The sequence below is a fragment of the Shewanella sp. SW1 genome (assembly GCF_025653545.1).
GTDB lineage: Bacteria > Pseudomonadota > Gammaproteobacteria > Enterobacterales > Shewanellaceae > Shewanella > Shewanella oncorhynchi.
In genome coordinates, this window is record NZ_JAKKSG010000001.1 from 179,623 (window position 1) to 200,628 (window position 21,006).

Below are 21,006 nucleotides of genomic sequence, written 5' to 3' on the forward strand. Positions count from 1 at the left end.
AACCCCGTTATCACCTAAATAATTAATTACTATAAGAAGCAGGTTTATGGAAATGACACTCGATAAAAGCCAGCAGAAAAGCAGCTTTCTCCCCATGGCCATAGTGGCCGCTCTCTTTTTCATCCTCGGATTCGCCACTTGGTTGAATGGTTCTTTGATGCCTTATTTGAAACAAATATTGCAACTCAATCCCTTTCAAGCGTCGTTGATCCTGTTTTCTTTCTACATTGCAGTGACCTTTACTGCCTTGCCATCCGCTTGGCTTATTCGCAAAGTTGGCTATAAGAATGGTATGGCGATAGGCATGGGCGTGATGATGTTGGCGGGCTTACTGTTTATCCCTGCTGCGGAAACACAAATATTTGCCCTATTCCTTTTCGCCCAATTAGTGATGGGCGCAGGCCAAACCCTATTACAAACTGCGGTTAACCCTTATGTAGTGCGTTTGGGGCCTGAAGAATCTGCGGCCGCCCGTGTCAGTGTGATGGGTATTTTGAATAAAGGTGCGGGTGTGATTGCGCCTTTGGTGTTTTCGGCGTTGATTTTAGACAGCTTTAAAGACCGTATTGGTACTGAGCTAACTCAAGTACAAATTGAAGAAATGGCTGACGGTTTAGTATTCCCCTATTTAGGCATGGCCATTTTTATCGGTATATTAGCGCTCGCGGTAAAAAAATCACCTTTACCGGAGTTGTTGAATGAAGATGAAGCTGCTGAAAATACGGATAAAGGGCAACTTAAAGCGGCATTATYTCACCCTAACTTAGCCTTTGGCGTGTTAGCGTTGTTTGTTTATGTTGCTGTAGAGGTTATTGCTGGCGATACCATTGGTACATTTGCTTTGTCTTTAGGCATAGAGTCATACGGTGTTATGACTTCCTATACTATGGTGTGTATGGTGTTGGGTTATTCTTTAGGTATCCTGTTAATTCCTCGTTTTATTTCACAACCTAAGGCTTTGATGGTGTCGGCTATTCTGGGTTTGTTACTGACATGCGGTATTTTGTTTGGCGACAATAATTCCTACGCTATTGCTAATGTTTTGTTAGTGCCTTTTGGCGGTGTGGCACTGCCCGATACTTTGTTGATGATTGCTTTTCTTGGTTTAGCTAATGCGATTGTTTGGCCTGCGGTGTGGCCGCTAGCTTTGTCTGGTATGGGTAAATTGACCAGTACAGGTTCTGCGCTTCTCATCATGGGGATTGCAGGTGGCGCCTTTGGTCCAGTGTCTTGGGGCTTAATGAGTTCGGCGACAGATATGGGCATGCAGGGTGGTTATATTGTGATGTTGCCATGCTACTTGTTCATCCTTTTCTACGCGGTGAAAGGCCATAAAATGCGTAGTTGGTAGTCAAGTCTGTTTGAACAGCTAAAAAGAAGCCCTCGATGATGAGGGCTTTTTTGTGTCTTAGTTGGATCAAGCTAAGGCGAAATTAGAACGCGTAGCTTACGCTCGCAAGCACGGTATCTGAGTTTTTAAATGCACCGTCAGAGACTTTTTGGTCACCGCTGAGATCTGTGCCTAACCAAGCGAGAGAAAGCCCAAAGCCTGCCAATTCGGTCGATACGCCAACAGAGTAATCAGAGTAGCTATCAAAACCTTCACCATCATCTAAGGCATCACCCACGTTATAGCCGTAGTGCAGATCGAGACTCCAGTTTTCAACAAATTCGTAGGAGTAGTTTAGCTCTCCATAGTGATAATCTAAGTCAGTACCACCGTAATCATTGGTAAACCAATAGGCTAGGCGAAAGCCCTTAAATTCCATACCCGTAATCACTTCGAAATAACCTATATCACTCTCGCCTGAGTAGTTATAACGGTTAAGGGTGATGTCGTAGGTCAGATCTTCGTTGATCTCACCACCATAGGCGACATAGAAATCGTATTCGATCGCTGGGCCGTTATAACCTGGCTCATCAAAATCCACGTTACTTGCCCAAGCCCCGACAGAGAAACCTGAGTCGAAGCTCCAATCAATACCGCCTTGCAGGGCAGGATCGCCAGCGGTTTGTGATACGCCGCGAAAACGATAGTCGTTAGTAAGACTAATTTCCCCTGTCACTTCGGCGGCGGCAATGCCGGAGAATAGGGTCGTGGTTAGCGCGAGTCCGACAAGCTGTACCAGCCGTTTTTTTTCAGATTGTTATGCACGGTATTTCTCCCATTTTCTTTGTTGACTCGGACGTGTTACTGGCGACCATGGTTATTCAATCGCGCCAGTGCATCCGTTGGTTTGCCAAACAACAGCCTAGGAAAACCCGTTGCTGTGACCTCATGGCGAGTTATTGCTAAGATAACTTAGCTTTTTTGAGGCTAACATCAGCCTCGTTGATCTCACTTTTGTTCGAAAATGACGTAAACCTTGCGGCAGGGCTCCACGACTTCCCAAGTGCCTTGAAAACCCGCGGGTATGATAAACCTGTCACCCACAGTGAACGTCTGCGATTGACCTTGAAGATCTGTGATAACACTCATCCCTTCGAGGATTTCGCAGTACTCGTATTCAGTGTAGTTTATTTTCCAAGCGCCTGATTCACTTTGCCAAATTCCACTGTGAAATTGATCACAAGGGCTAGAATAATGATTCTCTAACCTTTGAGTTGGATTGCCAGTTAACAACTTTTCCGTCGGTAACTGGTAGGTTTCGACGGGTGTTTGCACCGTAGCAAAGCGAATAATGGCGTTGATACTCACAGTCATTTGCGATTTCCTTGTTGAGCTGATATTCGGCTATTTCATTGTTGGCATCACAAACTCGGCTTGAGTCTGTTTACCTACGGGCCAGCGGGCAGTAATTGCCTTACGTTTGGTATAAAAACGCACGCCATCGGGGCCATGCATATGCAGCGGCCCAAACAGTGAACGCTTCCAACCGCCAAAACTGTGGAACGCCATCGGCACCGGGATCGGCACGTTCACCCCAACCATACCGACTTGCACGTGGTGACAGAAATGCCTTGCCGCTTCACCACTTTGGGTGAAAATCGCCGTGCCATTACCAAATTCGTGTCGGTTAATCAGCTCAAGCGCCGTTGGGTAATCTTTCACGCGCACAATCGCCAGTACTGGGCCAAAGATTTCTTCGCGGTAGATGCTCATTTCAGGCGTGACGTGGTCGAACAAACAGGCGCCGAGGAAATAACCCTGTTGATGATCTTCAACACTCAGTTTACGGCCATCGACCAGCAGCGCTGCACCTTCTTGCACACCGGCTTCAACATATTGGGTGACTTTGGCAAGGTGCTGCTTTGAGATCAGCAGGCCCATTTCCATCTCCGGCGTTAGGCCGTTGCCGACTTTTAAGGTTTGGATTTGCGGTAGCAGTTTTTCCACTAACGCGTCGCCCACATCGCCTACCGCGAGTACGACTGAAATTGCCATACAACGCTCACCAGCACTGCCGTAAGCGGCACCCATTAAGGCGCTAACGGCTTGATCTAAATCTGCATCTGGCATGAGTAACATATGGTTTTTCGCGCCGCCTAAGGCTTGCACGCGTTTGCCATGTTTAGAGGCTGTACTGTAGATGTATTCAGCAATCGGCGTTGAGCCCACAAAGCTCACCGCTTGCACATCTTTATGGGTGAGTAAGGTATCGACGGCTTCTTTGTCGCCGTTAATCACGTTAAACACGCCATCGGGAAGACCCGCTTCTTTAAGCAGCTCAGCAATCCGCATCACCGAGCTTGGGTCTTTTTCCGAGGGTTTCATAATAAAGGTGTTACCGCAGGCAATCGCGATTGGGAACATCCACATAGGAACCATCACGGGGAAGTTAAAGGGCGCTATGCCTGCGACAACACCTAAAGCTTGATTAACTGACCAAGAATCGACGCCGCCACCGACTTGCTGGGTGTGTTCACCTTTAAGCAAGTGCGGAATACCACAGGCAAATTCGACCACTTCGAGACCTCGGATCAACTCGCCCTTAGCATCGTCGATCACTTTGCCGTGCTCACGGGTGATAAGCTGCGCCATTTCATCTAGGTTCTGCTCAACTAAGGCTTTGAATTTAAACAGCACTCGAGCACGGTTGAGCGGCGTGACTTGCGACCAGGTTTCAAAGGCGGTTTTAGCGATCGCGATGGCTTCGCCGACTTCGGTTTCGCTTGCCAGTGAGACTTGGCCACGTAGTTCACCCGTGGCGGGTTCAAAAATATCTTGGGTTCTGGTACTGGCAGGAGTGTGCTGACCATTAACAAAATGAGTGATCTTGAGCATAGTTAACCTTTGAAGTTCCCCGCCGCAGCGGGGTGTTAAATGTGAGAGTAGAACTAACCGCTGGTGCTATTATCCAACGGCGTTAATGGCATCGCTTAGGCTATTAACCATTTGGTCAATTTCGCGTTTATCGACAATCAGTGGCGGTGACATGGCAATGATGTCGCCCGTGGCTCGTACTAAAGTGCCGTGGCGGAAGCAGTGTTCAAACACGCCGTAACCCCGTTTACCCGCGCCTTGAGCGTTAGGGGTGAATTGAATCCCCGCCACTAAGCCTGTGTTGCGGATATCAATCACATTCGGCAACCCTTTGAGGCTGTGCACTGCGTCTTCAAAGTAGCGTTCAAGCTCAAAACTGCGCTCGAATAATTGCTCATGCTCATAAATTGATAGTGTGGCAAGTGCGGCTGCTGCTGCGACTGGATGACCGGAATAGGTGTAACCGTGGAAAAACTCAATCAGCTCAGTAGGGCCTTGCATGCAAGTGTCGTGGATAAAATCTTGCACGAACACTGCGCCCATAGGGATGGCGCCGTTATTGATGGCTTTAGCCGTGGTGATCATGTCTGGAAAAACGCCCCAACGCTGACTCGCAAAAGCGGCGCCAACGCGGCCAAAAGCGGTGATGACTTCGTCAAAAATCAGTAGGATGCCGTGTTTTTTGGTGATTTCACGTAGACGTTTTAAGTAACCTTGTGGCGGCAATATCACCCCTGCTGAACCCGACATAGGTTCAACGATCACGGCGGCAATATTTTCGGCGCCATGCAGGGTCACTAGTTGTTCTAATACTTCGGCTTTTTCAGCGCCAAAGTGTGAGAGTCCACGGGTAAATGCCGCATTTTGGATATCTAAGGTGTGCGGTAAGTGATCGACGCCTTGCAGTAATTGGCCGCTAAATGCCTTGCGATTATTGCTTAACCCACCCACAGAGATGCCGCCAAAGCCGACACCGTGGTAACCCATTTCGCGCCCGATAAAGCGGGTGCGTGAGGCTTGACCATTGGCTCTGTGATAGCAAAGTGCCATCTTAAGCGCAGTATCGACGGACTCAGAACCTGAGTTAGTAAAGAAGACTTTGTTTAATCCTTCTGGACTGAGCTCGACTAAGCGCTCGGCAAGTTCAAAGGCGATAGGATGACCCATTTGGAAGGAGGGCGCGTAGTCCATCTCTTTAATTTGTTTGCTGACCGCTTCGCTGATTTCTTTGCGACCATGGCCTGCGTTACAACACCATAAACCTGCGGTAGCATCTAACACTTTATTACCATCAATATCCGTGTAATACATGCCTTCGGCCTTGGCGAGTAACCGCGGACTGGCTTTGAATTGGCGGTTAGCGGTAAAAGGCATCCAGAAATGTTCAAGTGAGGGTGCGCTTGAGGAATTGAGCGGCAAATCGGCCATAGTGTCTACCTTGTCCTGTATTTTCAGGTCTTGTTTTAGGGTGGCTAATATTTGCTATGCTATGTTAGAAATAATGAACATGGAAGAGCCGTGTGCAGTTATTTGTGGCAAAAAAGCTATTTTTGTAAAAAATATTGAATTTTATTGCTTAAACAGCGTAACCTGAAGCTCGGATTATGACTGTGATGATGTTTAGCATTTGCGTTAAAGTCGTCACAGACCACTATTTTCTTGTCGATGAACGATAAACCACACCTATACGAATTATTAAGAGGTCATCATGAGCACACCGAAGAAACGCAGCGAATGGGAAAGTCTGGCTGCCAGCCTGTCTATTAATGGTAAGGCGTTTATCAATGGCGAATACCAAGATGCCGTTTCGGGTAACACCTTTGATTGTATTAGTCCTATTGATGGTCGCTTGTTGGTAAAAGTGGCGAGTTGCGATCTTGCAGATGCTAATCTTGCGGTTGCTAATGGCCGCAGCGTATTCGAGTCTGGTGTTTGGTCGCAGCAATCTCCGGTAAAGCGCAAACAAGTGATGATACGTTTCGCCGAGTTACTGGAAGAAAATGCCAATGAACTCGCGCTGTTAGAAACCCTCGACATGGGTAAACCAATTCGTTTCTCCAAAGCGGTGGATGTGGCGGGGGCTGCCCGTGCGATTCGCTGGTCTGGCGAAGCGATTGATAAAATTTACGATGAACTCGCGCCAACGGCTCACAATGAAATTGGCATGATCACCCGTGAGCCTGTGGGGGTTGTGGCCGCGATTGTTCCGTGGAACTTCCCAATGCTGATGGCGTGTTGGAAGCTCGGGCCCGCGCTGGCCACGGGTAATAGTGTGGTGTTAAAACCCTCTGAAAAGTCACCCTTAACGGCTATCCGTATGGCGCAATTGGCTATTGAAGCTGGGATCCCACAAGGCGTACTCAACGTGTTGCCAGGATTTGGTCATACCGTGGGTAAAGCCTTAGCGTTGCATATGGATGTGGATACGCTGGTTTTCACAGGTTCCACCAAAATTGCCAAGCAATTAATGATTTACGCTGGTGAGTCGAACATGAAACGCGTGTGGTTAGAGGCGGGAGGCAAGAGCCCCAATATCGTCTTTAATGACGCGCCAGATCTGAAAGCCGCTGCTGTAGCTGCGGCCGAAGCCATTGCTTTTAACCAAGGTGAAGTCTGCACCGCAGGTTCGCGTTTGCTGGTGGAATCTGGGGTGAAAGATGAGCTTATCGCGCTTATCGCAGAGGAGTTAGCCTCATGGCATCCGGGGCATCCACTCGATCCCGCCACTGTGAGCGGCGCCGTTGTCGATAAACAACAGTTAGACACAGTGCTCAGTTACATTAAAGCGGGTAAAGATGAAGGTGCAACCTTAGTCCACGGTGGCTGCCAAGTTATGGCCGACACTGGCGGTGTGTATGTGCAGCCAACGGTATTTTCTAACGTAAACAATCAGATGAAAATTGCCAGTGAAGAAATCTTTGGCCCAGTGTTATCTGTTATTGAATTTAATGGCATGGAAGAAGCGATATCAATAGCCAACGATACCATCTACGGTTTAGCCGCTGGCGTGTGGACATCGGATATCAGCAAGGCCCATAAAACCGCTAAAGCTCTGCGTTCTGGTATGGTATGGATCAACCATTACGATGGCGGCGACATGACAGCGCCATTCGGTGGCTATAAACAGTCTGGTAATGGCCGAGATAAATCTCTGCACTCCTTCGACAAATACACAGAACTGAAAGCGACTTGGATCGTGCTATAAGCGGACTATTTTTATAACCGCTCTTTTTTGTCTATATTTGTCTATATTTGTCTATATTTGTCTATATTTGTCTATATAAGAGAAGGAGCCGCTTTCGCTCAATACTAAAACCTCTTTTCATATTACATGGAAAGAGGTTTTTTATTTTTTGTAGCTCAAGGCGTCCCCATTTTTCTAAGCCATATTTCACTTGTAAAATCTGCATCTGTTACCGTAAATAAAATGTTACCGTCTTGATTCGTAATGTTGTTGCTCATTTATACCCGATAGAATATTGACTTTAAACACTCCCATTAATATCTCAATTTACTTCCATTCTTATCAGCTTCATAAATATCGTATGCTATCGCTTATAAATTTGTGGCTTTCAAACATTACCATTAATGCACTTAGTCATAGTGTAGTGGCATAGTGTGAAAAGTGTTGTAAGTTATTTGTGATATTATAGGGTGCTTAGATCATTGAATAAGAAGACAAGTATGAACAACGTAGAAGAGTTTGGGGCAATCGTCAGTAAAGCTCTCGATAGTTACAAATCTGATTTTATGGAACTTGTTAGGGAATATGCGATTTTTTTGTCAACATCGCCTCTATGGTGAATGGCGCATGGCTTTTAACCGCAGAATGTGAGTTTGAGGATGTTTCTGAATTTAAAGCCTTTAATTGGTATCAATTATTGAATGTTGATATAGACAATATGCCAGAAGATGATTTGTTCTCCCTACAAAATAAGCTATATGAAATCGGTTATATTTGGTTGGTGGAGCAATTAATTTCCTCTAAAAAAGAAATAAAATGTATCGAAATTAGGTTCTTTCATAATGGCAGCAATGAATACCAATCTTTGGCATAATTAGCTTCTAACAGAGCTAAAAGACATCAGTCACTGGGCTCATTGGATAGAATTTTTTGTGTGTGGTTATGTCATACCATTGGTAGTATTTATCTCTAGGGCAAGTATGAAGAACTTTATTAGCAAAGATCTAGATATTGAAGAGTTCAAAAAAAGATTTGATAACACCAGAGAAAGTTTTATAAATTCTCTAAAAACAGCAAGTAAAGGTTATCGAAATGTAAGGTTCTTCGCTTGTGATGAAAGTGGAGTCCCCATTAAATGGGTATGGGATGATGAAACGTTCACACATAACTGGGAAGAGGGCACTCTTGAAGACGCTATTCAGTTTGCCCGTCACATGATAAATAGTGGAATGTATTTTGCGTTTATGGGTTGTTTGTCTGGTTCCAGTGATCTTGATATTTGGCTGACCACCTTTGAAAACCCCATAAAGAAACCTACATGGCCAAGTGGTAAAGAACCCAAATTTGAGATTATCCATGAAGTGTTAACTCGTTAGGGCTTTGTTTACCGATCTAAATTAGGAAACAAAGCCTCGTTATGACTGCATATTTTATCTCAACGTAAGAGCATTCACCTGTAAATACGTGATTTTAGCGTGCAACTGCTGTAGCCTCGTGGAAATTTATTGTTTCTTATTTTGATCTTTTAGGATGCAGGTCTTGAGCTTTGCCATCTAAGGTTGTTCGTTATTTCCCTGTGATTTTTGCTGAGCCTATCACTCGTCAGCAAAGCGTTCACTCATTAGAGAGGGTGTCATGTGAATGCACTTCAAAACCCAATTAGGCAGTTCAATGTCGTCAAACTATTTGTACTGGCATTGCTAAGCTTTTTGGCCGGCTGTTCTTCAATGCAGACGGGTGAAAATGGTAACTGGGTGGGATTCACTGAAGCTGGTCAGGCTTCCTTTTATGGGGATAAACATCAGAATAAGCAGACGGCCAGTGGTGAACTTTACAAACATAAATTAAAGACAGCAGCGCATAAAAAGTTACCCTTTGGCTCGAGTGTTAAGGTCACCAATGTCGATAATGGCAAAAGTGTGATTGTGAAAATCAATGATAGAGGGCCTTTCGTGCGTGGCCGCATTATTGATCTGTCTAAATCGGCGTTCAGTAGTATAGGCAATACTTCTTCTGGCTTGATTGACGTGAAAATAGAAGTCATTAAATAGCGGCTATTTTGAAAACAGTTGTCTCGAAACGGACTTTTGCGAAAACGGCTATCTCGAACACGGCCATATCAACAGGATCGTTTTGAAAGCACTCTCTTCAAAACACGGCTTCGTCGCAATCTAATGATTGAATGCACTAATAATTGAGCGCATAAAACCGAGCCGGCGCTTTTAAATAAAATCCCAAAGCAGACAATTTGTTAAGCTGATATTTGGGCTTTACGGCATTTGGTGAGAGACTATCGGCAGATTTGGATAACAGTAAAAGGACCCGCTATGGAATACCCACTTGTTAGTACGCAGTGGCTCGAAGCACACCTCACCGATCCCCATTTAGTCTTACTCGATGCCAGTATGGAAACCGTTATTGGTAAAGAACCCCTAGTTTACGATGAGCCTATTTGCATTCCGCGCTCACGTCGATTCGACTTGGAAAATGTGTTTTGCGATAAGACTTCAACCCAAATTCATGCCTTGCCGACGTTTGAGCAGTTCATCCAAGGGATAGCTCAACTTGGGATTGAGGTCGACAGTGTTATTGTTATCTATGATAACCAAGGCATTTATTCATCTCCACGGGCGTGGTGGACCTTTAAAGTCATGGGCTTTAATCGAGTCTATGTGCTTGATGGTGGCTTGCCTCAATGGATTGAAGAAGACCGCATTACCTCATCGCGTTATCAAGCCGAAGGCGTCGATTATGGCCCGACGGATATCGATACTTTGGCGGATGTGCTGCAATACCACCCTGAGCTTGTGATGGATGCGCAAGCTGTCCTATCAAGAATTGAAGATGCCGAAACGGCGATTGTCGATGCCCGTGGTGCGCCACGCTTTTTAGGGCAAGTGAGTGAGCCGCGCCCCGGTGTGCGCTCAGGGCATATTCCTCGTTCAGTTAACTTACCCTTCGCTCAAGTGCTCGATGGCAATAAAATCAAAACGACCAGTGAGCTACAGTCTATTTATCAAGGGCTAGCAGCGGATAAATCCGCAAGGATATTCAGCTGTGGTTCTGGGATTACGGCGTGTATTTTGATCTTAGCTTCGGTCGCCGCGGGGCATAAAAATCCTATCCTCTATGACGGTTCATGGGCGGATTGGGGCAGCCGTAACGATCTGCCGATAGAGTGTTAATTGAGTATCACCATTGAAATTAGTGCTGTAGATTAATTAAGTTAGCGTGGTTTTTGTTGAACATCATGTGACTTTTACGTCGTTTGGCGAAATGCCAAGGAGAAACCTTTGATAGCGAGATTGATCGACAAGTTGGTATTTGGATTTATTTTAGTGATTGCCTTACAGTTACCACAACTGGCTGATCATTATCAGCAATTTTTATCAGGCCTTTATGAATCGACTCGATGGCAGGTAGACGGTTACGAGGCAACGGCTAAGGAATATCATTACGCCGATGTTGATGCCATGATTGCCAGCCACCAGCAAAATGAGGAGCCAAGTGTGCGTGCCGACGCTGAGCAAAAGGTACAGACACTGGCGCTTTATAAAGCGTTAACACAGGGCGTGGCGATCTTTAATACGGGCAATTTGTTTGAGAAAACTGCCTATATGTTTAACCCTGTTCGCTTTGATTATCTTGAGAAAACCATCAGTAACTTTAAGCCAGGGATACCTTTAACTTCTAGTGGTATTGGCTTTGGCGTCTTGGTGGCTTTAGTCGTGCATTATCTTGGGTCTATCCCTTTTATCCTGTGGGCAAGGCGTAACAAGCGACTTAAAACAAGTCCTTAAATCTGTGATACAGCATGCCTGCAGCGAGCATAGGTGAGCGGAACGTCGGGCCGCCGGGGAAGGTGATGTGTTTGATTTTAGCAAACACATCGAAATGTCCCGCCTGTTGGCAAATGGCCTCGGCAAGCAGTTTTGCCGCCATGTGAGTGGCATTCACACCATGTCCCGCATAGGCTTGGGCGTAAAAAATATTATTGGCATCAGGAAGGCAACCAATTTGTGGCATACGGTTAGCACCGATACCTATCATGCCGCCCCATTCATAATCGATACGTACCCCTTCTAATTGCGGGAAAACTTTCTCAAGATTCGGTCTCAGTGCCGCTTCAATATCTTTCGGATCTTTACCCGAATAGGTACAAAGGCCGCCAAACAGCAAACGACGATCTGCCGATAAGTGAAAGTAATCTAGGGCAATTCGCATATCCGCGAAGGCCATGTTTTGCGGGATAATACTCGCGCATTGGGCCTCAGTTAAGGGCTCTGTTGCCAATAAATAACTGCCAGCAGGTAATACTTTCCCCCCTACAAAGCTATTAAGTTTGTGGCCGATATAGGCATTGCCCGCCAGCACTACGTATTGGCATGTGACTTCGCCCTTAGCGGTAATGACCTTAGGTTTGGCGCCTTGAATGATTTTTTCAGCAGCGCTGTACTCAAACAACCTAGCGCCGAGATTGCGGGCGACGCGAGCTTCACCGAGGGCAAGATTAAGTGGGTGTAGATGACCGCTACCCATATCAACTAGCGCGCCTTGATAAAAGTCTGAGCCTATGACTTCACCTAATTGTGGCTTAGTTAACAGCTTGATTTCTTGCTGATAACCCATGGCTTTGAGTGCGCTAAATTCTTCTTCAAGCTCATCCATGTGACGAGGTTTAACCGCTAAGTCGCAGTAACCCATTTGCAGATCGCAGTCGATACTGTGTTCTTGTATGCGATTTCGCACTATCTCGACGGCTTCAAAGCCCATTTGTTGAATTGCTTGAACACCTTCAGTGCCGATTTCACTTTGAAATTGTGCAGGGTCATGGCCTATGCCGCGAATGAGTTCGCCGCCATTACGCCCCGATGCGCCCCAGCCAATTCGCCTCGCTTCTAACAGCACGACACTCATACCGCGCTGTGCGAGTTCTATGGCGGTATTGATACCGCTAAAGCCGCCGCCCACTATGCAGACATCGGCATTGATATTGCCTTCGAGTTGTGGGTGCGCATAAATTTCTTTAGCAGTATCAACATAATAAGAGTGTGGATACTGTTCACTGTGCACTGGAGGTTTGCTTGCCATTATGGCTCCCAAAAATTGTTTTTATTGTAAATTGGACTTGTCTCAGTATACTCATCACACTTTTAACATGACGCAAAAAAGTGTTCGTTTTATTTAACACGCTTTTTATGTAGAATACAATGAAAGCAGTAAAACACGCGCTTTTTGGGCGAAAATGCGTTCTGGATGGTGTTTATCCTGAACAACCTGTTCGTCATCTATCGGGATTGACCCGAGCCTCTAGGGGGATGTGAAATTTGGATATTGGAGCCAGCCTCAAAACTGTTCGAAAAATGAAAGGCTTATCTCAACGAGAATTAGCCAAACGTGCTGGTGTGACTAACAGTACGATTTCAATGATCGAGAAAAACAGTGTTAGCCCGTCAGTCAGCTCTTTAAAAAAAGTGCTGTCGGGTATCCCGATGTCTTTAGTGGACTTTTTCTCCATTGAAGCCTCAACGGATAGTGAGCAAAAGGTCGTCTATCGATCCAATGAATTACTGAATATCGGTACTGGACCACTTGAATTTAAACTGATCGGTCGTGATTACCCGAACCGCGCAATGTCAGTGATGAATGAGATTTACCCACCCGGTTCAGATACGGGTGAAGAGATGCTAAAGCACGAAGGTGAAGAGGCCGCTATGGTGATAGAAGGTAAATTCGAACTCACTGTTGGGGATGAAGTGTATATTTTGGAAGCGGGTGACAGTTATTATTTTAACAGTGAATTGCCCCATAGATTCCGCAATCCCTTCGATGAACCTTGTCGCCTAGTGAGTGCGACTACGCCTGCAAACTTCTAATTAAGTCATTAACTTACCCTATTATTCAACATATTAGGCCACTTACTCACTAAAAGTGAGTGGCGTAATACTGTTATTCAACATTCCTGCGGATTTATACCAATCACATTAAATATCTAATCAGTTCAGAGCCTCACAGGTATTTCAATCCAAGGCGCATTGACGCAGAAATGGTCATTCCCTTTTAAGTCAATGCAACACGGGAGTGGGATGCCTGTGAGGCTCCCGAAGGGCGGCTGATGTTCACTACATGGCAACGCGCTTTATACTACGTTCAAGGCTTTCGACAGAGCGCCACTATGCCTTCAAGCCTTCGCCTTGTCTAAAGCGCGTTGAACTCCCGCTGAATGAACAGATATTTAATACGATTGGTATTACCTACTTTTTAACCCTGTCATATTGGTTATGTATCCTCTTCTTTGTGTAAATAATATTGGTTCAAATTTGGTTCGAATACGGTTTAATTTACTCAGTAAAAAGTGAGCTTTATGCTGGTGTAACCGCTGGTTTATATACATGAATTAGCGTGAAATGGGAAAAATATACATTTAACTACATGTTATTTATGCTTATTAAGAATAAGTGGATTAAATAACCTTTAACAAGTGTTTAACCTCTTGCCTAGTGCTAAATTTCGGTGTACTGTGTGAAAAAATGAACATTTAAAGGCAAAGTGTTCGTTATGCCAGTAAAATCAATTCTAAAGGTGAGATATGTCAGCCGATTTACCCCTCATAGGTGTTATTGCATGCAATCAACAATTGGGATCACACCCCTTTAATATTGTTGGTGAAAAATACCTTTTAGGCGTAGTTAATGGCGCGAAAGGCTGGCCGTTAGTGATCCCATCTTTAGGTGGCGATTTACCGATAGACGCTATTTTAGAGCGTCTTGACGGTATTTTGTTTACTGGCTCTCCTTCTAATGTAGAACCCCATCTTTATGCAGGCCAGCCGAGTGAGCTTGGTACACACCATGATCCTAAACGTGACGCGACAACTTTGCCGCTGATCCACGCTGCTATTGCTGCTGGGGTACCTGTATTAGGTATTTGTCGCGGTTTTCAAGAAATGAATGTGGCTTTTGGTGGCAGTTTGCATCAGAAGCTCCATGAGGTGGGTGGCTTTATTGAACATCGAGAAGATAAAACCGCATCCTTAGATGTGCAGTATGGGGCTTCTCACAGTATTACTGTTGAGCCCGGGGGGCTTATTTACGAGGCCTGGGGCCGTAACTCTGCAGAGATTAACTCTGTACATACTCAAGGCGTGGAGCGCCTGGGTGTTGGGTTGCGGCCAGAAGCTTATGCTCCAGATGGGTTAGTGGAGGCTTTCTCCGTAATTGGTACTAAAGAATTTGCCCTCGGTGTGCAATGGCATCCAGAGTGGAAGGTGAGCGAGAATCCGTTTTACCTCTCCATTTTCAATGCCTTCGGTGATGCATGCCGACGTAGGGCTACAACTCGAGTGAAATAATAATGAATAAGCTAATCGCTTTTTTAAAAGAACGAAAAATCACAGAAGTCGAATGTGTTATCAGTGACATGACTGGCATCGCCCGCGGCAAGATTGCTCCAGTCGATAAGTTTCTCGATGAAAAAGGCATGCGTTTGCCCGAAAGTGTGTTATTGCAAACTGTGACGGGTGATTTTGTCGACGAAGAGATTTACTACAGTTTGCTCGATGCAGCCGACATCGATTTTGTTTGTGTACCCGATGAAAATGCCGTTTTTATGTTGCCTTGGACCATCGAAGCCACGGCACAGGTTATCCACGATTGCTACGACAGAATGGGTAATCCTATTGAGCTTTCACCACGTAACGTATTGAAAAAAGTGTTGTCTCTCTATGACGAACAGGGCTGGGAACCTGTTATCGCTCCCGAAATGGAGTTCTATTTGACTCGTCGTAGTGACGACCACGATTTACCCCTAAAGCCTCCAATTGGTCGTTCAGGCCGCCCCGAAGCGGGTCGCCAGTCATTCTCTATTGATGCTGCCAACGAATACGATCCTATGTTTGAAGACATGTACGATTGGTGTGAGCTTCAAGGTTTAGATATCGATACTTTAATCCATGAAGATGGTCCCGCACAGATGGAGATTAACTTCAGCCATGGCAACGCATTATCTTTAGCTGATCAAGTGTTTATCTTTAAACGCACTTTACGTGAAGCTGCGCTGAAGCACGATGTGTGTGCCACTTTTATGGCAAAACCCGTGACGGATGAACCTGGCAGTGCGATGCATATTCATCAAAGCGTGATCAATAAAGAGACTGGCAAGAATATTTTCACCAATGAAGATGGGACTAAGAGCAAGCTATTCTTGGGATATATTGCAGGCCTACAAAAATTCATTCCTGAGTTGCTGCCACTGATGGCGCCAAATGCGAACTCGTTCCGTCGTTTCCTCCCCGGCACTTCGGCACCTGTAAACTTAGAATGGGGCGATGAAAACCGTACCTGTGGTTTACGCATTCCAGAATCTTCACCACAAAACCGTCGCATTGAGAACCGCATTCCTGGCGCCGATGCTAACTGTTATTTGGCGATTGCCGCGAGCTTGTTGTGTGGCTATATCGGCATGGTTGAGTCGCTAAAACCTTCGACTCCAGTGCAAGGTAAAGCCAATGAAAGCCGGAGCAATAATACCCATTGTTTACCGCTGACATTAGAGGAAGCATTAGCGGCGATGGAAGAAAGTGATGCCTGTAAGCAATATTTAGGCGAATCCTTCACCACTGGATTTGTTGCGGTAAAACAAGCTGAACTTGAAAACTTCCGCCGTGTTGTCAGCTCATGGGAACGTGAATTCCTATTACTCACTGTGTAATGTTTTGGATTGATTGCACTGACCGTGTTGCCGCGTTAACCCAAGGAATAAGGGGTTAACGTTGGCCATAACGATACTGATGTGTGCACTGTTTTAGTGAGGTTGCACTTAACTGGTGCAACTCGCTTGTTAAATTCTATGATGGTTTTTAATGGCTTGTCCGTTAAAGTGAATATTCAATTCCATCGCTTGTCTGCTAGGGAAGTAAAATAGGCTTAACAATTTTAAGTTGTTCGCTTACTAGCGTTGCTAACTAATTGTTAGTCATATTTAAAATGTGTTTATCTAAGTGTTTTTTTGCGATTGCTTAGGGACTTGAGGCATTTGCCTTAATGTTGCAAAATGTACAAGCAGTGTCATATCTAGTCTATTTTTTTGAGTGTTAATGCAATACCGATGCCTCGAAAATTTGGCACGAAACCTGATACTTAACAAATTGCAGCAAGATATAAAGTAGGCATGGTTATCATGCCGTAGAGACTGCCGATGCGGTTTTTAAGGTGTAGCATTGGTCGAAAATAACAACAATATCCGGGCAGCCCGGTGACACAATGTCAGAATTTGCTTAAGCAGTTCTGCTACCCGAGAAAGGAGAAAGCATGAAGCTATTTAATAAGATGACCACATTAGCGCTGGTGACTGCGAGCGTATTTGCGAGCGCAGTGGCCCAAGCGGAAGAAGTGGTTCGCGTGTATAACTGGTCAGATTATATCGCGGAAGATACCTTAGAAAACTTCAAGAAAGAAACGAGCATTAGGGTAATTTACGATGTATTTGATAGTAATGAAGTGCTTGAGGCTAAATTACTGTCTGGTCGTAGTGGCTACGATATCGTTGTACCTTCTAACCACTTTCTCGCTAAGCAAATCAAAGCGGGTGCTTTCAAACCTTTAGACCGCGCTAAGTTACCTAATTTTAAAAATTTAAATCCAGCCCTGATGAAGTTGCTTGAAAAAGCCGATCCGGGTAACCAATATGCCGTGCCTTACTTATGGGGAACTAATGGCATTGGTTACAACATAGATAAAGTGAAAGCCGCCGTGGGGGAAGATGCGCCATTTAACTCAATGGAACTGATCTTCAATCCTAAATACGCTGAAAAAATTTCTAAGTGTGGCTTTGCTATGTTGGACTCTGCCGACGACATGGTGCCACAGGCGATGATTTATTTAGGCTTAGATCCTAACAGCACTAAGGCTGAAGATTATGAAAAAGCGGGTGAGTTACTGGAAAAAATTCGTCCTTATGTGACGTATTTCCATTCTTCACGTTATATTTCTGACTTAGCGAACGGTGACATCTGTGTCGCTTACGGTTTCTCCGGTGACGTATTCCAGGCGAAGGCCCGTGCTGAAGAAGCAAAAAATGGCAATAAGATTGGCTACTCCATTCCAAAAGAAGGTGCCAATCTGTGGTTCGATATGTTAGCTATCCCTGCTGATTCAACGAACGTCGATAATGCACTCACGCTGATTAACTATTTTCTACGTCCAGAAGTCATAGCGCCTATCTCTAACTATGTGGCCTATGCTAACCCGAACGATCCCGCTCAACCTCTGGTTGATGAGGCTATCCGTACCGATCCTGCAATCTATCCACCACAAGAAGTGTTAGACAAACTTTATATCGGTGAAATTCGTCCTTTGAAAATTCAGCGCGTATTAACCCGTGTTTGGACCAAAGTGAAGTCAGGACAATAGTCGATAGGGGGCAAGCCTAGCTTGCCCCCAGCTTGGCAAACTTCTATGTCCAATCCTATGCATAGTTAATCCACGTATAGGATTTGACACAGTTTGTTTAACCACTTTTCATTCATTAATCGTGTTGAACCTAGAGTTTGAGCGTATCTACGCCTCATTTTCGGGTGGAGAAGTACTATGGCAATCACCTCGAGCGTCACCAATAAACCGACAACAAAGACGCAAGAAAAAGTACTGCTCAAGATTGAGCGGGTAAGCAAATTATTCGATGACGTGCGGGCTGTCGACGATGTGTCATTAACTATCAATAAAGGCGAAATTTTTGCCTTACTTGGCGGGTCAGGCTCGGGTAAGTCAACACTACTGCGCATGTTGGCGGGTTTTGAAAAGCCCACCTCTGGCCGTATTTTCCTTGATGGGGAAGATATCACCGATTTACCGCCATACGAACGTCCCATCAATATGATGTTTCAATCCTATGCTTTGTTTCCCCACATGACAGTGGCACAAAACATTGCATTTGGTTTGAAGCAAGACAAGTTGCCTAAAGCCGAAATTGAACAGCGTGTGCAAGATATGCTGAAACTCGTGCATATGGAGCAATACGGTAAGCGTAAACCGCATCAGTTATCCGGTGGTCAGCGCCAGCGTGTTGCACTGGCCCGTTCATTGGCGAAACGACCTAAATTATTACTGCTCGATGAGCCTATGGGCGCATTGGATAAAAAACTGCGTACCCAAATGCAGCTAGAAGTGGTTGAAATCCTTGAGCGTGTCGGCGTGACCTGCGTGATGGTGACCCACGATCAGGAAGAAGCCATGACAATGGCTGGTCGAATTTCGATCATGAGTGATGGTTGGATTGCTCAAACTGGCTCGCCAATGGATATTTACGAAAGCCCGAACAGTCGTATGATTGCCGAGTTTATCGGTACTGTGAATTTGTTTGGTGGCGCGATTGAAGTAGATGAAGTTGACCATCTGATCATTAAATCTAATGATTTGGCTCAATCTTTCTATGTCGGTTATGGCGTCACGACTAACGTTGAAGATAAGAATGTTTGGCTAGCAGTGCGTCCCGAAAAGACCATTATTAGCCGTGAACAGCCTGAAGGTCAGTACAACTGGGCAAAAGGAATCGTGCATGATATCGCTTATTTAGGCGGTATTTCAGTCTATTACATTCGTTTAGAGAATGGTCAAATCGTACAGTGCAGTATGACTAACCGTGAACGCCGCGCCGATCATGCCACATGGGATGACGAAGTGTTCATTAGTTGGGAGGACACCAGTGGCGTGGTGTTGAGATCATGAAGAAACCCATTAAATTAAAGTGGCTTAAGGGCCGCTTCTGGACCATAGGTATTCCCTACGCTTGGCTGCTGCTGTTTTTTGCCTTACCGTTTGCGATTGTCCTTAAACTGAGTTTTTCGACGGCGGCGATTGCTATCCCGCCCTATGAAGCAACATTCCAATATGCTGACGATGTATTAAATATCTTCCTGCATTTGGGTAACTATTTGATGTTGCTCGATGATTCGCTATATTACATGGCTTATCTCAGCTCATTGAAAATGGCGTTAATTTCGACCTTGGGCTGCTTGATTATTGGCTACCCAATGGCCTATGCCATTGCCCGTGCCCCTTCGCGGTTGCAAACCGTGCTGCTGCTGTTAGTTATGTTGCCTTCTTGGACCTCATTTTTAATCCGTGTTTACGCTTGGATGGGGATCTTAAGTAACACAGGGATCATCAACAATTCACTGATGTGGTTGGGGATTATTTCTGAGCCGTTACAGATCCTCAATACCAATATTGCCGTGTATATCGGCATTATCTATGCGTATTTACCCTTTATGATTCTGCCCTTGTACGCCACCTTAGTGAAACTTGATATGAGTTTGATTGAAGCTGCGTCTGACTTAGGTTCAAGCCGTTTGAATACCTTCTGGAAAATCACCTTCCCGCTGTCAAAAAGTGGTGTGATTGCCGGTTCTATGTTGGTGTTTATTCCTGCCGTGGGTGAGTTTGTGATCCCAGAGCTACTCGGTGGTCCCGATTCCTTGATGATAGGTCGAGTGTTATGGCAAGAATTTTTCAATAACCGCGACTGGCCTGTGGCTTCGTCACTGGCGATTGTGATGTTGGGTCTATTGATTATTCCGATCACTTTATTCCATCGCTATCAGGCGCGTAGTTTGGAGAAAGACCTATGAAAAAATTAAGCTTTTCTTCAGTGATGCTCTGGTTTGGCTTGTTTTTCTTGTATGCACCTATGTTAGTGCTGGTGATTTATTCCTTTAACGACTCTAAATTAGTGACGGTATGGGGCGGATTTTCACCTAAATGGTATGGCGAGTTATTTCAAGACCAACAGATTTTAGATGCAGTATGGACCAGCCTGCGGATAGCGTTTTATAGCTCAACTATGGCGGTCATTATCGGCACTATGGCAGCCTTTGTGATGACACGCTTTAAGCGTTCATGGGCAAAACTGACCCTGTCGAACATGATTACTGCACCGCTGGTAATGCCTGAAGTGATCACTGGTCTGTCTTTGCTTTTACTGTTTGTGCACATGGCAGATTTGTTGGGCTGGCCTAGGGAGCGTGGCATGATGACAGTGTGGATTGCACACTCAACATTTTGTGCTGCCTATGTAGCTGTGGTGGTGTCTTCAAGATTGCGCGAGCTTGATATGTCAATCGAAGAGGCGGCGATGGACTTAGGGGCAACACCGCTCAAGACTTTCTTCTTGATCACTGTGCCTATGATTTCGCCGGCGCTGGTGGCGGGTTGGTTGTTGTCATTCAGTTTGTCCTTAGACGATTTAGTGATCGCAAGCTTTGCCTCAGGCCCTGGTGCAACGACCTTGCCTATGGTGGTGTTCTCTTCGGTACGTTTAGGGGTTTCTCCTAAGATCAATGCCTTAGCGACGCTGATCATACTGTGTGTTTCACTCATCGCTTTCCTTTCTTGGTATATGGCAAGACGGGCAGAGAAGCGCGACCGTACACCAATGAACTAGTTAGCTTAATTTTGGGATGGCTTTGGTATTGCCAAAGCCATCCTTGATATTTGTCACCGCTCCCATCACCCGCTTTGCTTTGCAGGCTAGTCCTGTTACTCAAGATCATCAGAATTGAATCACTGAGCTAAAAATAATCTCGTGTTTGATATATCAAACAAAATGTAAATTATTGCGCTTT

Annotated in this window: 19 protein-coding genes; 14 read left to right on the forward strand and 5 right to left on the reverse strand. The window is 45.3% G+C overall.

Annotation, left to right across the window (positions count from 1 at the left end; translation table 11 throughout):
• The first annotated feature begins 52 nt into the window (after positions 1–52).
• Complete coding sequence (gene nagP / locus L5M71_RS00885; protein ID WP_263220656.1) at positions 53–1,351, forward strand: N-acetylglucosamine MFS transporter NagP; 1,299 nt, start codon at positions 53–55, stop codon at positions 1,349–1,351.
• A gap of 82 nt (positions 1,352–1,433) precedes the next feature.
• Here the strand turns inward: nagP and L5M71_RS00890 are convergent, their stop codons facing one another.
• From L5M71_RS00890 to L5M71_RS00905, 4 genes are all read right to left on the reverse strand, one after another.
• Complete coding sequence (locus L5M71_RS00890; protein ID WP_263206149.1) at positions 1,434–2,129, reverse strand: TorF family putative porin; 696 nt, start codon at positions 2,127–2,129, stop codon at positions 1,434–1,436.
• A gap of 209 nt (positions 2,130–2,338) precedes the next feature.
• Entirely contained in the window at positions 2,339–2,704 is a 366-nt protein-coding gene (locus L5M71_RS00895; protein WP_263205928.1) for a cupin domain-containing protein, read from the reverse strand.
• 30 nt (positions 2,705–2,734) lie between these two features.
• The gene (locus tag L5M71_RS00900) at positions 2,735–4,225 is read right to left on the reverse strand and encodes a CoA-acylating methylmalonate-semialdehyde dehydrogenase (protein WP_263205931.1); all 1,491 of its coding nucleotides are present in this window, start codon (positions 4,223–4,225) and stop codon (positions 2,735–2,737) included.
• A gap of 69 nt (positions 4,226–4,294) precedes the next feature.
• Positions 4,295–5,632 (reverse strand): aspartate aminotransferase family protein, encoded by a 1,338-nt coding sequence (locus L5M71_RS00905; protein WP_263205935.1) that lies wholly within the window; start codon positions 5,630–5,632, stop codon positions 4,295–4,297.
• Positions 5,633–5,912: 280 nt separating this feature from the next.
• Between L5M71_RS00905 and L5M71_RS00910 the strand changes: the two genes are divergently transcribed.
• From L5M71_RS00910 to L5M71_RS00935, 6 genes are all read left to right on the forward strand, one after another.
• A complete protein-coding gene (locus L5M71_RS00910; RefSeq protein WP_028760892.1) occupies positions 5,913–7,409 on the forward strand; it encodes an aldehyde dehydrogenase in 1,497 nt (498 codons plus the stop codon).
• 592 nt (positions 7,410–8,001) lie between these two features.
• Positions 8,002–8,262, forward strand: a complete 261-nt coding sequence (locus L5M71_RS00915; RefSeq protein ID WP_263205938.1) for a hypothetical protein — start codon at positions 8,002–8,004, stop codon at positions 8,260–8,262.
• Between the two features lie 106 nt (positions 8,263–8,368).
• The gene (locus tag L5M71_RS00920; RefSeq protein WP_105249914.1) at positions 8,369–8,764 is read left to right on the forward strand and encodes a hypothetical protein; all 396 of its coding nucleotides are present in this window, start codon (positions 8,369–8,371) and stop codon (positions 8,762–8,764) included.
• Positions 8,765–9,025: 261 nt separating this feature from the next.
• On the forward strand, positions 9,026–9,439 hold the full coding sequence (locus tag L5M71_RS00925) for a septal ring lytic transglycosylase RlpA family protein (RefSeq protein ID WP_131525451.1): 414 nt from the start codon (positions 9,026–9,028) through the stop codon (positions 9,437–9,439).
• 276 nt (positions 9,440–9,715) lie between these two features.
• Positions 9,716–10,573 (forward strand): sulfurtransferase, encoded by an 858-nt coding sequence (locus tag L5M71_RS00930; protein WP_263205940.1) that lies wholly within the window; start codon positions 9,716–9,718, stop codon positions 10,571–10,573.
• Between the two features lie 108 nt (positions 10,574–10,681).
• Positions 10,682–11,188, forward strand: a complete 507-nt coding sequence (locus L5M71_RS00935) for a DUF2937 family protein (protein ID WP_263205943.1) — start codon at positions 10,682–10,684, stop codon at positions 11,186–11,188.
• Here the strand turns inward: L5M71_RS00935 and L5M71_RS00940 are convergent.
• Positions 11,172–12,479, reverse strand: coding sequence for an NAD(P)/FAD-dependent oxidoreductase (locus L5M71_RS00940; protein ID WP_263205945.1), 1,308 nt, complete (start codon positions 12,477–12,479; stop codon positions 11,172–11,174). The genes L5M71_RS00935 and L5M71_RS00940 overlap by 17 nt on opposite strands.
• Positions 12,480–12,715: 236 nt before the next feature.
• Between L5M71_RS00940 and L5M71_RS00945 the strand changes: the two genes are divergently transcribed.
• The 7 genes from L5M71_RS00945 to L5M71_RS00975 all read left to right on the forward strand — a co-directional run bounded on the left by L5M71_RS00945 (position 12,716) and on the right by L5M71_RS00975 (position 20,825).
• Positions 12,716–13,264: a cupin domain-containing protein gene (locus L5M71_RS00945; RefSeq protein ID WP_028760885.1), complete on the forward strand. Its 549-nt coding sequence runs from the start codon at positions 12,716–12,718 to the stop codon at positions 13,262–13,264.
• A gap of 713 nt (positions 13,265–13,977) precedes the next feature.
• Positions 13,978–14,739: a gamma-glutamyl-gamma-aminobutyrate hydrolase family protein gene (locus tag L5M71_RS00950; RefSeq protein ID WP_105249909.1), complete on the forward strand. Its 762-nt coding sequence runs from the start codon at positions 13,978–13,980 to the stop codon at positions 14,737–14,739.
• A 2-nt stretch (positions 14,740–14,741) separates the two neighbouring features.
• Entirely contained in the window at positions 14,742–16,097 is a 1,356-nt protein-coding gene (locus L5M71_RS00955) for a glutamine synthetase family protein (protein WP_028760883.1), read from the forward strand.
• 599 nt (positions 16,098–16,696) lie between these two features.
• A complete protein-coding gene (locus L5M71_RS00960) occupies positions 16,697–17,797 on the forward strand; it encodes a polyamine ABC transporter substrate-binding protein (protein ID WP_028760882.1) in 1,101 nt (366 codons plus the stop codon).
• A 177-nt stretch (positions 17,798–17,974) separates the two neighbouring features.
• A complete protein-coding gene (gene potA, locus L5M71_RS00965; protein ID WP_263178090.1) occupies positions 17,975–19,111 on the forward strand; it encodes a polyamine ABC transporter ATP-binding protein in 1,137 nt (378 codons plus the stop codon).
• Positions 19,108–20,013 (forward strand): ABC transporter permease subunit, encoded by a 906-nt coding sequence (locus L5M71_RS00970; RefSeq protein ID WP_263205948.1) that lies wholly within the window; start codon positions 19,108–19,110, stop codon positions 20,011–20,013. Before potA ends, L5M71_RS00970 begins: the two co-directional genes overlap by 4 nt.
• Positions 20,010–20,825 (forward strand): ABC transporter permease subunit, encoded by an 816-nt coding sequence (locus L5M71_RS00975; RefSeq protein ID WP_105249905.1) that lies wholly within the window; start codon positions 20,010–20,012, stop codon positions 20,823–20,825. The genes L5M71_RS00970 and L5M71_RS00975 overlap by 4 nt, the downstream gene beginning before the upstream one ends.
• Positions 20,826–21,006: the final 181 nt, after the last annotated feature.